Annotated in this window: 10 protein-coding genes; 5 read left to right on the top strand and 5 right to left on the bottom strand. The window is 59.9% G+C overall.

Annotated features, from left to right (window positions below):
• Positions 1-22: 22 nt before the first annotated feature.
• From G5S37_RS13645 to G5S37_RS13625, 5 genes are all read right to left on the bottom strand, one after another.
• Entirely contained in the window at positions 23-1975 is a 1953-nt protein-coding gene (locus G5S37_RS13645) for a sialidase family protein (RefSeq protein ID WP_165204800.1), read from the bottom strand.
• A gap of 122 nt (positions 1976-2097) precedes the next feature.
• Positions 2098-4104 (bottom strand): SUMF1/EgtB/PvdO family nonheme iron enzyme, encoded by a 2007-nt coding sequence (locus G5S37_RS13640; RefSeq protein WP_165204798.1) that lies wholly within the window; start codon positions 4102-4104, stop codon positions 2098-2100.
• Between the two features lie 101 nt (positions 4105-4205).
• A complete protein-coding gene (locus tag G5S37_RS13635) occupies positions 4206-5279 on the bottom strand; it encodes a sialidase family protein (protein WP_165204787.1) in 1074 nt (357 codons plus the stop codon).
• Between the two features lie 40 nt (positions 5280-5319).
• The gene (locus G5S37_RS13630; RefSeq protein ID WP_165204785.1) at positions 5320-7296 is read right to left on the bottom strand and encodes a VCBS repeat-containing protein; all 1977 of its coding nucleotides are present in this window, start codon (positions 7294-7296) and stop codon (positions 5320-5322) included.
• Positions 7297-7365: 69 nt separating this feature from the next.
• Positions 7366-8172: a GntR family transcriptional regulator gene (locus tag G5S37_RS13625; RefSeq protein WP_165204783.1), complete on the bottom strand. Its 807-nt coding sequence runs from the start codon at positions 8170-8172 to the stop codon at positions 7366-7368.
• A 227-nt stretch (positions 8173-8399) separates the two neighbouring features.
• On the opposite strand from G5S37_RS13625, the gene G5S37_RS13620 reads away from it, so the two are divergent.
• From G5S37_RS13620 to G5S37_RS13600, 5 genes are all read left to right on the top strand, one after another.
• Positions 8400-10001 carry a PA14 domain-containing protein gene (locus G5S37_RS13620; protein ID WP_165204781.1) on the top strand — a complete coding sequence of 534 codons (1602 nt, stop codon included), beginning with the start codon at positions 8400-8402 and terminating at the stop codon, positions 9999-10001.
• Positions 10002-10058: 57 nt separating this feature from the next.
• The gene (locus G5S37_RS13615) at positions 10059-11534 is read left to right on the top strand and encodes a hypothetical protein (RefSeq protein ID WP_240914866.1); all 1476 of its coding nucleotides are present in this window, start codon (positions 10059-10061) and stop codon (positions 11532-11534) included.
• A gap of 28 nt (positions 11535-11562) precedes the next feature.
• Complete coding sequence (locus tag G5S37_RS13610; RefSeq protein WP_165211583.1) at positions 11563-11766, top strand: hypothetical protein; 204 nt, start codon at positions 11563-11565, stop codon at positions 11764-11766.
• A gap of 145 nt (positions 11767-11911) precedes the next feature.
• Positions 11912-12445: an RNA polymerase sigma factor gene (locus G5S37_RS13605; RefSeq protein WP_165204779.1), complete on the top strand. Its 534-nt coding sequence runs from the start codon at positions 11912-11914 to the stop codon at positions 12443-12445.
• Between the two features lie 30 nt (positions 12446-12475).
• Positions 12476-13897: a YfbK domain-containing protein gene (locus G5S37_RS13600; protein WP_165204777.1), complete on the top strand. Its 1422-nt coding sequence runs from the start codon at positions 12476-12478 to the stop codon at positions 13895-13897.
• Positions 13898-14299 lie beyond the last annotated feature (402 nt).

Genomic DNA, 14299 nt, shown 5'->3' with positions numbered 1-14299 from the left:
TGGAATCAGCGGCGTATTCTCGTCACTCGCGCTTGGTGCGGTCAACGGCAGCAGACTGGTCACCTGACTTGACCATTGGCTTGGCAGGAGATTTTTCCTTGGGTGTGAGGGCGGCCAGTTTGGCTAACTCCTCTTCGGACAAGGCACGGTTGAAGATGGCAAGTCCGCCGATGCGCCCATCAAAAAAATTCCCCCAGGATCCTCCGCGATGCACGGCGCCAACGGTGAAGTCCGCTCCATCAGCACCGCCATCAAAGAGGCCATCTGGATATGGAAAGGGATTGTACTGCTCCAGCGAATCGAGCTTCCCGTTCACAAAGACACGCGAAGCCCTGCCATCGTAGCTCATGGCGAGGCATTGCCAGGAGTTCAGCGGGATCTCTGAGGCTCCACTGGAGTAGGTGATGCAATACTCTTCGCCTGGCGTGGGGCCTCCCACCGCAGAGACGTGCCCATGAATGCGATTCGCGAGAGGGTACCGCTTCATTTCATCGGCCTTCGTGCCGCGCGGCGCATTCAGGAAAAGGCAGTACTGCCGCTTCTTCCGTGTCTCATCCCACACACCTCCGATCGCCTGCCACGAGCTTTTGTCCCCTCGCTTCACCCACGCCACTACCGTGACCTGGGCATCCTTCCCATGGATATCCAGTGCGCCCACATCCTTACGCGGCACCATGAGCCACTGGCCGCGCTTGATGCGTGCGGAGTATGGACCAAAGACGCCATCCTCCACCCGTGCGACCGGGCCCTTCATTTCCTGCAATGAGTATGCACTGGCACCACCCTTGGACGTTCGGGCTCCTCCAGCCTCTGCCTGGAAGTCCCAAAACGCGACGAGTCCCGGTGTGCCCGTCACTACTGAGGCATCTGCAACCTTTGCTGTCGCGTTGGGAGTTGCAGGCTGACGCTCAGGAAGCTCGCCCTTCAGTAGGCGCTCCACCTCATCCAGCGACACTTTCAGCAACTCTGTTGTCGCCTTGGTGCGCGAGTAGGCAATGTACAGGCTCCCCTCGTGCTCGATGACATGGGGATACTGCAGTGTCGAAGGCTTGTCCTGCGGGATGCCCAGCAGGGCCATACGAGTGAAGTTCAGACCATCCTGCGAAACAGCGAGGTGCATCTCACGACGGCCAATCTTGGGATTGGCATTTGAAACGAGGACGCGGAAGCCACGGCTGGTCTGCAGGGTGAAAAGCTTGCTTGTCGCATTGGGGTAGTTCGTCTTCTCCGGTGCGCTCCAGGTGCGCCCATGATCGCGAGACACGGAGCGAAACAGTCGCAAGGAGCCCCCGTTGTCGCGAATGGCGGAGACGAGTGTGCCATCCTGCTGCTCCCACCACACCGGCTCATCCGGACTGAACTTGCTGCTGCGCACGGCTTCCATGCGATCCACCACGGGAAACGCCTGCCAGTCATTGAGTGCCTTCGTGCCGCCGATGAGCATGCTCACGTTGAACCGCGCATCGCGACGGGTCATCATCCACTCCCCTGTCAAGATCCTCTGCGGTGTGAAATTGTTGATTGCGTTTTCATGGAGCACACCTTTTTCTTTCCAGGTGTCGTCCGCCTTGTTGTAAACAAAGGCGACGAGCTTCAGGTCCTTGTCCACGCCGAAGGCCCCCTTTCCCTTGTAGCTGGCAGCGAGTGCGAGCAGTTCGCCATCACGCACCCAGAAGCCACGCGCAATGTAAGCACGACCCTCCGCGGGTGGGCCGCTCAGCATCTTGGGCTCACTCCACTTCAGGCCATCCTCGCTCGTCGCATAGCGCACATGCTGGGTGGGCACATCCTCCACCACGGGACCGTGGCTCCACATGCACCAGAACTTGCCATCGTGATGCAGGAGGTAGTTGTGCAGTTGGAACTTCCACTGCGGGTCTGGCGCGCAGACCACCGAGTGCGTGCCACTGAGCACTGGCAGCGTGTTGTAGTCGATCTTTGACTCATCTCCTCCGGTACCAGGAAGATCCAGCATCACAGGCAGAGGTTTCTGTTCCTGCGCAGGTGAGGAAACGTGCGCACCTAGCGAGAACAAGAGCAGAGACAAGCAGCGAAGAAGAGGTCTCATAAGTCCAATAGAAGGAATTCACGATCCACTCAATTCGCCGGCACCGCGGGCAGGGCCTCGATCCATGCTTGATTAAACACATAGTGATTCCGGCTCGTGATGAGCTGGATACGACCGTCCCGAGTCTGGGTGGCAGCGAGGTAGCCGAGGTATTCGGTCGTGGTATCACTGAGGTCGAACATGTTCCTGTCGATGGCATTCACGGAACGCTTCTGTCCTCCCGGGGTGATGAGGCGGCGCACGGGCCAAGTCTTGCCATCATCGTAGGAAAGCGCGGCGAACATGCCGTATCCGGTGAATTCACCGCCAGTGCTGTTCTTGAACTTGAGCCCCTTTGGATTCTTCCAATCGCGTGACTGATCGGTAAAGGAACAGAAAAGGAGCGGCCCCTCACGCAGCCGCATGAAGACCTGCCGCTGCACACTGCTGATCGCGGGGAAGTCGATGGTGCCATAGGTCCACGTCTTGCCCCAGTCGCTGCTGTAGCTTGCGGGAGTCTTCCCATCAAAGTTGGCCTGGTGCTTGGGATCATCCTGGCGGCCCAAGGTCATGAGCCTGCCATCGGCGAGCTGCACGATTCCCGCATGGATGCCCACATGCCGCGAACCGCCACCCGTGCGAACCTGCTTCTTCTTGTCCTCAATCTCCGGGAAAGTCCAGGTCTTGCCACCATCACGGCTGATATTGATGCTGGTAGACGAAGTGTCTGCGGTGATGAGGATGTAGCCTTCTTTCGTACGGATGGGTGCATTCCCCCATTCACAAACTGGCTGCGTCAGCTGCGCCCTCGACCAGGTAACGCCGTTGTCCGTGGAGGTGCGGATGACATTCTCGCGATGTCCGCGCACGAAGTGATACAGCGTGCGCTCGCCATCCCACCACAGCTTCGGGCCATGGTCATTCACATCCATGCCGTCCCAGAAGGAGGACGCCTGTTCCCACTCCTTTGCTCCGAGACGCAGGCGGCTTGCGAGGTTGTTCAGCTCCGCGCCACCTTCATCCGCGCAAGAATACCAGATGGCAAGAAGGTCACCATTGGGACATTCCGCGATGGCGGGACTGTGATTGTGCGTGGAGAACAAAGGGCCCACGCTGTCTGGCGGGATGATGACGAAGGGCTTCGGGCCATCGAAGAACGGCACATCCGCAGGCGGCACTACCATCTTTACCAGTACCTGCTTCACATCCTGCGCGTAGCGAGCCGGAGCCGCGGGCGGCAATGACTTCCCCACGGGCTGTGGCCCCATGACGACGCGGAATCCGGTCTTCTCATTAGCCGTTTCAGGAAGCCACCCAGCGCGATTCGCCGAACGCAGGAAGCGCGTGAACACGGAATGACTGCCACCACGAATCACACGGAAGTCACCGTCCGTCCGCCCCAGGGGATCCGTTGTACTTCCCGCTTCGTAGGGCCCATACCAGTCCAGGCACCACTCAGAGACATTGCCGTGCATGTCATAGAGGCCCCAGGGATTCGGCGGTGTCTGGGCGACCTTCATGGATGGAGTCGCTGAGACCGCCTGGTAGTCCGGAGGAAGCTTGTCATCAGGGAAGAAGCGCTTTCTCACCGTGGTATCGCGATGCCATTTCTGAAATCCCTCAGGCAGCGTGTTGCCCGTGTGGAAGATCGTCTTGGTACCCGCGCGGCAGGCGTACTCCCATTCCGCCTCCGTGGGCAGCCGGTAGTTGCGACCTTCCTTTTCGGAGAGCCATTTGCAGAAAGATTGTGCATCATTCCAGCTCACCTGGGTAACCGGATCGCTGTCGTCTCCCTTGCCAGAGATCTCCTTGAACTGCCGGTACTGCCCCAGTGTCACCTCCGTAGTGGCCATGTGAAAGGGTGCCGTGATGGTAACCTGGTGCGCCGGCTTCTCATCCCAGTCGGCGTCGTCAAACTTCGCAGGATGCTTCACCATGCGATAATCCGCCGGTGGACCGTCCTGGCCCATCACAAACGTGCCCGGCTCGATACGCACCAGCTTCATGCCAATGCTGTTGGTGATCTCCTTTTCACTCGCGACGTCAGCCGAAAGCATGGTTCCGCAACGGAGCAAGCCACAGGCAGTGGCGGTGATAAATGAAACTGTGCGCAGCTTCATGAGTATGGGATGGGAATTGGATAGTGCGTACCGCGCGATTACTTCGGCCACTCTCCATTCACGATGTCCTTCAGGGCGAACTTCGCCGGATCCACCACCACGTGGCGCACGAGCTGGCGCTTCCACGTATAGGTGAAGTGCAGCTTGCCATCGGCCGTTTGAATCACCGCAGGATAGCTGTACTCACCGGGTTCACTTTCCAACACGAGCGCTGCCTGCCATGTCATGCCATCTTTGGAAACGGCGACATTGAGGGGCGAGCGGCCCTTCTTCGTGTGATTGTAGATGAGCACGTGCTGGCCATCCTTCATGGTGACAGCATCGGTGCCGGAGTTGGGATTCGGCAGCGAGGTGAGGCTCATGGGTCCCCAGGTCTCACCGAGGTCTGGAGATTCGACGCGGAAAATCTGTCCCTGTCGTGTGCGGCCCAGAGCGAGCAACTTTTTCTTTCCGATGAACAAGATGCTTGGTTGAATCGCATCAATGGGCGGCTCTCCCGGAGAGGAGGGCCCACGGAAGCGGAATGTCTGCGCATTGTTCCTAATTTGTTCAAAATGCACTCGCCATGCACTCGGCTTCGCAACTGTCTCTGTGCTGCTAGGGCAAAGAATGGTACCGTCCGGAAGTTCTACCGGTTTGTTTTTGATAGGTCCCAAGAACCCTTCAGGCAACCTTTTCGATTCACTCCAAGTCTTGCCATAGTCCGTACTGGTGCGCAGCATTCCCCACCATTTCTGAGGTGACGGCCCAACCTTGTAGAAAAGCATTAATGCGCCTTCCTTCGGTTGGAAAAGCACAGGATTCCAGCATGGATAACGTTTCCCGTCGACATCCACGCCATCGGCAGCCTGCACCGCTTGAGACCATTTGTCACCCACCCGTCGGGATACCCAGATTACCACATCATCATTTCCTTCAGCCGTCCCGCCAAACCAGGCAGCGACCAGATTGCCGTTCTTAGCCTCTACGATAGTGGACGCATGGCAGGAAGGCGCGGGCTTGGTGTTCTCATCGAAGAGGAACTCGCGCGAGACGATGGCGGGAGATTCCTCGGCCATGACGGGACCTGTGTGAAGGGCTGCGAGAAGAAGAAGACTCAGAGTAGCTTTCATGGAAGTGAGGTCGTGAGGAGAGTTGCTTGGAAAGGATATGCTACTTGGCGGCGCGAGGATTTTTCATGAAGTAGAAGCGACCATCTTCCGCTCCACCGAGGAAGTCGGGAATCTTGTCACCATCGAAGTCCACCACCGTGGGGCTCACGTCATGGCCTTCGATGTTGCGCTCGGCGAGCGTGCCGGCGTTCTTCATCACCCACTTGCCATCCTTCTCCTCCACCTGATTGAGGAAATCCGCATTGGAAGAGTTCAGCAGGAAGTCGAACTTGCCATCGCCATCCCAATCGGTGACGCAGAGCTTGCGACGGCCGCTGCCGCCAGCGGTCTTGGCATTGAGCTGCAGAGGCTTGCCTGTTTCATCCACGAAGACACGGCGTGGTGCCTTGAGCACGAGTTTGCCATCCACCTTGGCGCGCTCGAAGAAGACGAGGTAACCTTCCTGATCCAGCATGGCGAGATCCACCAGGCCATCCTTGTTGAAGTCATACACCGCAGGCGTGGTGCGCCATTGCGTGACGAGTTCCTTGCCTTTGGGATTCCACCACATCCATGCGGGTTTGGGCGTAGCACCTTCCCACTCCACCTCGATGGCCTGTGGCGCAGCAAGCTTCGGCTCTGTGCGAGTGCCGATGTTCTTCAGCAGTTCCACCTTCCCCCAGATGCCGTTCACGAGAATATCCGGAAGACCATCTGCATCCCAGTCAGCAACGTTCAGCGTGGTGTATCCCCACTTCGCCTCTGCGGGCCCCTGGATGCTGCCATTCGGCCCAGCGAGAATGCGGAAGACCTTGCCCCCGGCTTCGAGACGCTTCGGTGCGGCCCACTTGGGCACGGCGACATTTGGGCCACTGAGGTTCTCGAAGAACTCGATGTAGCCCGCCGTGTTACCAGACACGATGTCCATGTCGCCATCGCCATCCCAGTCAAAGCCCACGGGTGTGGCGAGGGCGCCGCACTTGAGAGTTTCCGCCTGCTGCTGGAAGTAAGCGGGCGCCTTGAAGACAGGCATGCGCTTGTCCGAGAGCTTGCCGGTGTTCTCCACGAAGGCGACGCGGCCATCTTCATCTCCCACGATGAGATCGAGGTCACCATCCTTGTCCCAGTCAAAGGCGACCGGCACGATCATCTCCAGATCCATGGCGAGCGTCTTGCCCTCCGTGTCCTTCATCAGGGTGCCTTGGGCGTACTTCGGTTCCTTGCGCGTGCCGATGTTTTCGAAGTAGGTGAACTTGTCCAGGAACTCGCCGCAGATGAGGTCGAGATCGCCATCGCCATCGTAGTCACCGAAGTTCGGCGAAGGGCAGCCAAAGGTTTCAAGACGCTTTCCATCCGCCTCGATGAACTTGGGCTCGGCATACACCGGCTTCTCCGTGGTGCCGGTGTTCTTGATGAAGTAGACCCAGCCGTGCAGCGGGCCATTCATCCACTTGCCCTCGGCATTCCATGCGTCATCCCAGCCGTAGTAGCTCCAGTCCTCCACGGCCACGATCAGGTCAGTCACGCCATCGCTGTCGTAGTCTTCATAGCGCCACTGGTTGTGCCGCATCTTGGGTCCCTTCGGCTGCTTACCCTGGGGTTTGTGAAACTTGGCTTCCACCGGCAGTTTCACTTTCTCATCAATGCCGGTCTTGGTGAAGTTCAGATACTCAAAGCCCGGATTCAGCACGCGCATGCTGCCATCCTTTGCGTAGCTGGGCATGACATAAGTTACCGTCTTGCTGAGGCGCGGGCCAGGTTTGAAGACGGGCATCTTGTCCTTCGCGGTGTCACCCGTCACGTTTTCGAAGACATAGATGCCGTTGTACGGCTTGTCAGGACAGGACACAATAAGGTCATAGTCTCCGTCCCCATCGGCATCACACGGCACAGGCCAGGCCCAGAGACCGACGCCGAGGTCCACGGTCAGACCGGGATTGTGGTACTCCAGACGATCCAGAGCGGAAGCAGCTGAGAACGAGGTGGCCGCGAACAGCGCACACAGCGAAGTGCGAAGAGAAGAGGTGTAGCGTGTCATGATGCAGAATGGGAGGAAATGAACAGAAATGATGTGGAATCGCGGCTGCCTGTAAGGGAGGCGAATCAATCAGGCCGCGCGAGTGCGCTGGGATTTGCGGGGGCGGGCGTTGCGCTCCATGCGCTGGTACTCGCTCATCATATCATCTGGCAGATCGAGCGGTACGGCATCTGCCTCGGCAGCGGCACGTTGTTGGTCATAGTGCTCCAGAGACTCCTTCATGCTGGCGCGGATGTGCTCCGCCATCAGCTTGCGCGCCACCTCCCCCTTGCCTGCCTTTACTGCATCCAGAATCTGGATGTGGTAACGATGGGTTTCCTCGATGATGCCGAGGTCGTGCTCCTGCCGGGGCGTGGCGAAGATGCGGGCCAGCAGGCGGCTGTCCGCCACGATCTTCATCATGCGGCGATTCCCAGCGGCGCGGATGAGAAGCTGGTGGAAGGCGAGGTCCGCGGAGAGCAGGCGCTTCATCATCGCGGCGTCTGGCACCGTCTTTGCCCTTTTGCGCAGTTCTTCGGCCACAGACTTCATCTCCCGGCAGAGGGTATCCAGCATGTGGGCATCTCCCTCGGAGAGCTTGCCCGCTGCCTGGAACACGGCGTAGGGCTCCAGCGCTTCGCGGAGTTCATAGAGCTCCACCAGGTCGCGACGATCGAGCGCCTTCACCCGGGTGCCAAAGCGGGGCACCTGCTCCAGCACGCCCTCCTGCTCCAGCATGCGGAAGGCCTCGCGCACGGGCGTGCGGCTGATGCCCATCTCGCGGGCCACGGCGAGTTCGGAAAGGACATCTCCGGCCGTCCACTCACCCGCCAGAAGTTTCTTCTGGATGTAGTGATAGGCCTTGTCGCTGAGGGAGTCGGTGGATGCGTCAGACATGGAAGAACTGGTGTAGCATATTGCTGGTATACCAGCGGTGTGCGCAAGACAAAACGGGGGTCTTTTCAGGATGCTTTCATCTTTCCCGAGAAAATTTTCCCGGTCACCTCGGGGGCCACCTGCCTGTGCCCGTGGCAGGTTTCTAACAAAACGCGTCCAAAGGTCGTATAGAAACCACCAAAACTGTTCGTTATGTCGCACCCTTTTCGCAAAAAGTCACGTCACCCATGAAGCAGCTCCTGCCCTCATTCTTGTGTCTTTCCGCCGCCCTCTGCCTGCACGCGGAGCCCCCGGAAATGCAGACCGTGCGCATCAATACGATGACCGCGCAGATGAAGTATGATGAGAACGAGTTCACCGTGCGTCCCGGACAGCCGGTAGAGGTGGTGTTTCAGAATGGCGACGACCTGCCGCACAACCTCGTGTTCTGCAAACCGGGCACCAATGTCGTGGAACTGTCCATGAAGCAGATGGAGCAGCCCGAACTCGCACTGAAGCGCAACTGGCTGCCGGAAGACGACCGCATCCTCTACCATACGAAGATGCTCAATCCCAAGGAACGTGAAGTCATCCGCTTCACGGCTCCGGACAGGCCCGGCAACTACCCCTTCGTCTGCACCTTCCCCGGCCACGCCATGACCATGAATGGCGAGATGAAGGTCATTCCCGAGGGTGAAGGGCTGAAGGACCTGAAGTTCAAGATGTACCTCGGCGACTGGAAGCAGCTTCCCGATTTCTCCAAACTCACCGAGGTGCACCGTGAAGGCGTGATCGCCGACAACCTCATTCAGGTGAAGCTGGACGACTACAAGAACCAGTTCGGCGTGGTCTATACCGGGAAAATTTACGCCCCGCGCACGGGCAGCTATCGATTCTTCCTCACCTCGGACGACGGCGCGCGCATCCTCATCGATGGCAAGAAGGTGGTAGAATATGATGGCATCCACCCCGCTGGCAGCGTGAAGAGCGCTGGGGTAAAGCTCGACCATGGCGAGCACGAGTTCCGCCTGGAGTATTTCCAGGCTGGCGGCGGCATCGAGATCTACGCTGCCTGGAAGGGCACCGACTTCGACATCACTCCCCTCTCCACCTGGCGTCCCAAGGGATGGAAAGAAGGCGACGCGAAGAAGAAGCCCGACACGCTGGGCATGCCCATCGCCGTGACAAGCGAGCCTGTGATCTATCGCAACTTCATCGCCGGTGCGGGAAATCGCGGTATCGCCGTGGGATACCCCGGCGGCATCAACATCGCCTGGAGCGCCGAGAGCATGAACCTCGCGCTGGTGTGGCGCGGTGCCTTCATGGATGCGGCCCGTCACTGGAACAGCCGTGGCGGCGGTTACCAGGCGCCGCTCGGCTATGACGTGCTGCGCCCCACAGGCGAGGTTACACCCGCCTTCGCCGTGCCGGACGGCAGCAGCGGTCCCTCCTGGCCCACATGGAACAAGGAGAAGCGCTACGATGGGTATATCTGGAAAGGATACACCCTCGATGCGAAGCGCGCCCCCACCTTCCGCTATGAGTGGAATGGCGTGGCCGTGGAAGACACCTTCGCCGCCAGCGGCACCGGCACCGGTCCGGAGGCCACGCTCACACGCACCATCAAGCTGAAAGGGAACATCCCCGCCGGTGCCCTGTTCCGCCTGGCCAATGGCAAGGTGCAGACCAGTGGCAGCGACTTCCTCGTGGAAGGTCCGAAGTTCGCGTTGGAGGGGAACACCTTCAATAACCAGTTCCTCGTATCCGCGAAGGGCGCCTCGGTGTCTGGAGAAAATCTGGTGGTGCCAGCCACCTCGGAGATCGTGGTCACCTATACGTGGCCGAAATAACCGCCGGTCGCGTTCCTCCTTCCCCATCTTCCCCTGCCCTTTCCCTTTTCGATTCCCATGAACTTCCGCTCCGCAGCCCTGCTTCTTCCAGCCATGCTCGGTTTTGCTGCTTCCACTGCCACTCTCCGCGCAGCCGAGCCACCGAAGGAGTCTGACTATTACAAAATCACCACTTATGATACACCCAGGGAGACCGCCATGGAGGTGGGCTCTATCGAGCTGCTGCCGGATGGCAAGCTGGCCCTGGGCACGCGTCGTGGGGAGATCTGGGTGGTGGACCACGCGCGTGAGGCAGACCCCAGCAAGATCAAGTTCCAGCTCTTCGCCTCCGGCCTGCATGAAGTCCTGGGCCTCGCGTGGAAGGACGGCTGGCTGTACGCCACCATCCGCTATGAGATCGTGCGTCTCAAGGATCAGGACGGCGACGGACGCGCGGACATCTTTGAACCCGTGAGCGATGGCTGGGGCGTGAGCGGCGACTACCACGAGTACGCCATCGGCTCCCGCTTCGACAAGGAGAACAACCTCTGGGTCACGCTCTGCCTCACCGGCTCCTTCAACAGCAACATCGACTTCCGCGGCTGGGCTCTGCGCGTCACGCCCGAGGGCAAGGTCATCCCCACCTGCAGCGGCATCCGTTCGCCCGGCGGCATGGGATTCGACGCGGATGGCGAGGTGTACTACACCGACAACCAGGGCCCGTGGCACGGCTCCTGTACCTTGCAGCACCTCGTACCCGGAACCTTCCAGGGACACCCCGGCGGCTTCCGCTGGTATGAGAAGACTTCGCTCAAGAAGCCCGTGGAGCCCAATGACAAGAGCCGCATGGTGACTGAGCGCACCCGCATCAAGGAACTGGTCCCGCCAGCGGTGTACATGGTGCACGGGAAGATTGGCAACTCCTCCAGCTTCATCGTGTGCGACGAGTCCAAGGGCAAGTTCGGCCCCTTCCAGAAGCAGCTCTTCGTGGCGGACCAGTCCCACTCGAATGTCTCACGCGTCTTCCTTGAGACCGTGAATGGCGTGAAGCAGGGCGCGGTCATCCCCTTCCGCTCAGGCTTCCTGTCCGGACTCATTGGCGGTCGCATGGACAGCGAAGGCCAGCTCTTCGTGGGAGGCTCGGACCGCGGCTGGGGTGCGCGTGGCGGCAAGCCCTATGACTTCGAGAAGCTGGAATGGACCGGCAAGGTGCCCTTTGAGATTCACGAGATGCGCGCCAAACCGGATGGCTTCGAGCTGACCTTCACCGAGCCGGTGGATCCCGCCACTGCAAGAGACCCCGCCAGCTACAGCCTGCGCGCCTTCACCTACATCTACCAGGCAGAGTACGGCAGCCCGGAGGTGGACGAGGTCCTGCCGAAGATCATCGCCGCCGAAGTGGCGAAGAACGGCAAGTCCGTGCGCCTGCGCCTCTCCCCCCTGACAAAGGGGCACATCCACGAGCTTCACCTGGATGGCGTGAAGTCACCTTCGGGACAGCCGCTGCTGCACCCAGTGGCGTATTACACCCTCAATGAAATTCCCGAAAAATAGATCGTCTCGCAGTGTCAAATCTGTCACAATGCGGGAACCCATGACGAGCCAATCCCCCATTGACCCGGCTAAGTTCTATGAGCAGTTTCTGGCTGAGCGTGAAGAGATCCTGAAACATAAATGGATTGAGAGCGCGAAGGCCCAGGAAGACATTGGCTTTGAGAGAGCACTCACCGAGTGGATCTCAGAGCATCGTGAAGGCTGGCGCGATGGCCTGGCCGGAGAGAACTGAGGCTGCCCGCATCTCCGGCCGCAAAAAACCTTGCCGCCGCCCTCCGCACCGCAGATATTGGGTTGCCTCCTTCTTGTGCAACGAATTGCATAGGTTCTCCTAATAGAAATCCCGGAAAATCGTTTCTGAGATGAGCAATGCACCCATGCCATCACAGTCAAGCGACCCGGCCGGAACGTTGGTGCGGGAGGCCCTCGCACAGTTTGAGAGCAATCTCATTGGGTATGCCACCAGCATCCTGGGGGGCGATGAAAGCCGTGCCCGTGATGTGGTGCAGGACACCTTTCTCAAGCTCTACCTTGCTGAGCCAGACCGCGTGCGGGAGAACCTCAAGGCGTGGCTCTACGCCGTCTGCCGCAACCGGTGCCTCGACGTCCTCCGCAAGGAGCACCGCCTCAGCTTCACCGACGACCAGGATACGCTCGACTGGCTCGATGAATGGCAGCCCGATCCCAGCGACGACGCAAGCCGCGAGGAAATGCTCGAGCACGTCTGGGCCACGATGGAGCAACTCCCTCCCAATCAAAAAGAAGTTCTTCGCCTCAAATTCCAACACGGTCTCAGCTACAAGGAAATCTCCAGCATCACCGGCCTCAGCGTCACCAATGTGGGCTTCCTCCTACACACCGCCATCAAGCGCCTTCGCAAGCTCATGAACCACGCGCTGGCCGAGCATTGACCGTTCTCCCCCGAAACCTCAATTCCCGTCATGAACTCCCAAGACTTCAATCCACCTGACCTCACCGCCTACGCGCTGGGTGAGCTACCGCCCAAGGAAGCGGCACAGGTGCGCCAGTACCTCGACCAATCGCCCGAGGCACGCGCCGAACTGGAGCGCATCCAGACCATGTTGACTGCACTCGAGCAAGCCCCTGCTATTCCCTTGCGCGCGCTTCATCCCCGCCAGCGTGAAACCGTGCTCGCCATGGGCCAGGCAGTCGCAGCGCCAGCACCCGCTACTCAATCGCGGCGTGTGGTTCCTTTCCGTCCCCCACAGTCTCGCGTGCCCTACGCCAGGCCGGCAGCCAGCGTTGGCTGGACCGTCTTCAAGTATGCCGCAGCAGCCGCGCTCACCGTGGGCGCCTTCGTGATGGGGCAAAAGACTGCCACTTCATTCAACGGCGGCTTCCTCGCTGGCAATGGTTCGTCCCTGAAGGACCTGATCGATCAGCCCTCCGTACATCCAGCCGTCTCCGGCACGGTCGTGGCTGAAGCTCCCGCAGAGCCTCTGCCCGTGGCACCCGCACAGGTGCCGGCGATTGCTTCCGCCCAGATTTCAGGCTCCAACCGCCCGAGCACGCCTTCGAAATCGATTGTGGCTGTCGCGAGTGTGGTGGAGCGCGCCGAGTCCGCTCCAGCTCCTGCGGCACCCGCATCCGGCGGCGCGTCTTCGCTCAAGGGTTTTGCCACCACGGCGTCTTCCACCGAGTCCCGTGTGATGATCACGCCGAAGCTGCTGCGCATCCCTCCCATGCCACGCGAATTCGCCGGTGTGGTGCTGGCCTCGCCGATGCCGGCCAATGTGAAGCCGGAACCTCAGCGCAAGCCGGAACCCCAGCCCGCCTTGGTCCTGGACTCCTGCAAACCGGAAATCGCCTCCTGCCCTTGGGATCCGAGCCGCCGCCTCATGCGCGTGGTCACGCTGCTGCCCATCGAACAGAACGGCATCCAGAATCAGGAGCAGGATTACAAGCTGGTCGTGAAGTTTGACCCCTTCCACGTGCAAGGCTACCGCCTCGTGGGTGAAAGGCACATGCCGCCCTCCCCTGGCAGTACGCAGGCCGCGCGCTTCGCCTGGTATGAGATTGTGCCCAACCGCAATTTCAACCCATCTCCAGATCGTCCAATTACTGTCGGCACCATCACGCTTGAGCAGCCGCGTGGCGCGCAAAGCCCGCATGAGAAGATTGTGGACCGCGGTACCGGCTGGCAGGATGCCCGCGAAGACTTTGTCTTTGAAACCGCCATGGTGGGCTGGAGCCTTCTGCTGCAAGGCACCGAAAATACCGGCAGCCTGAACTACAAACTCGTGCTCGATCTCGCCGAACGAAACCGCGGTGAGGACCCGAAGGGCGAACAGGCGAAATTCATCCAGGTGGTGAAGCAGGCACAGCGGTCGGTGGGGCTGTAGGCAAGGTGCAATCAACAATCCCAAGCCAAGCGACCACGAAGGCCGTCAACTGCAGCGCATGGTTGGACGAACTTTGGGTTCATCGCAAGAAGAGCCAGATGAAGAGAGCTGCTAACGGGATGAGCAGCCACCGCAGGCGCTGAAACCAAGCGCCTCGAACAGCGCCAGCAAACTGACGCCGCCCTTCGTCGAAGGCAGCCCGCCAGATGGCTGGTTCGCTGCCGGAATACTGTCCGGCCGACGCCCCGCTAGTAGCGCCAGCGGTGACGCCTGCACGAAGTCCATGGGTGACAGTGGCACAGAAGTCCGAAGCGACCGAAGCGGACAGACCGCTCTTAACAAGAGCATCTGTAATCTCCGCCTGCGGAGCCTTGCGACGAAGCCCATCGGCAACGAGTGCAA

It is taken from the genome of Roseimicrobium sp. ORNL1, assembly GCF_011044495.1.
Lineage (GTDB): Bacteria > Verrucomicrobiota > Verrucomicrobiia > Verrucomicrobiales > Verrucomicrobiaceae > Roseimicrobium.
Note: the sequence above shows the minus strand (reverse complement) of the source record. Positions and strands in the feature narration are given on the sequence as shown.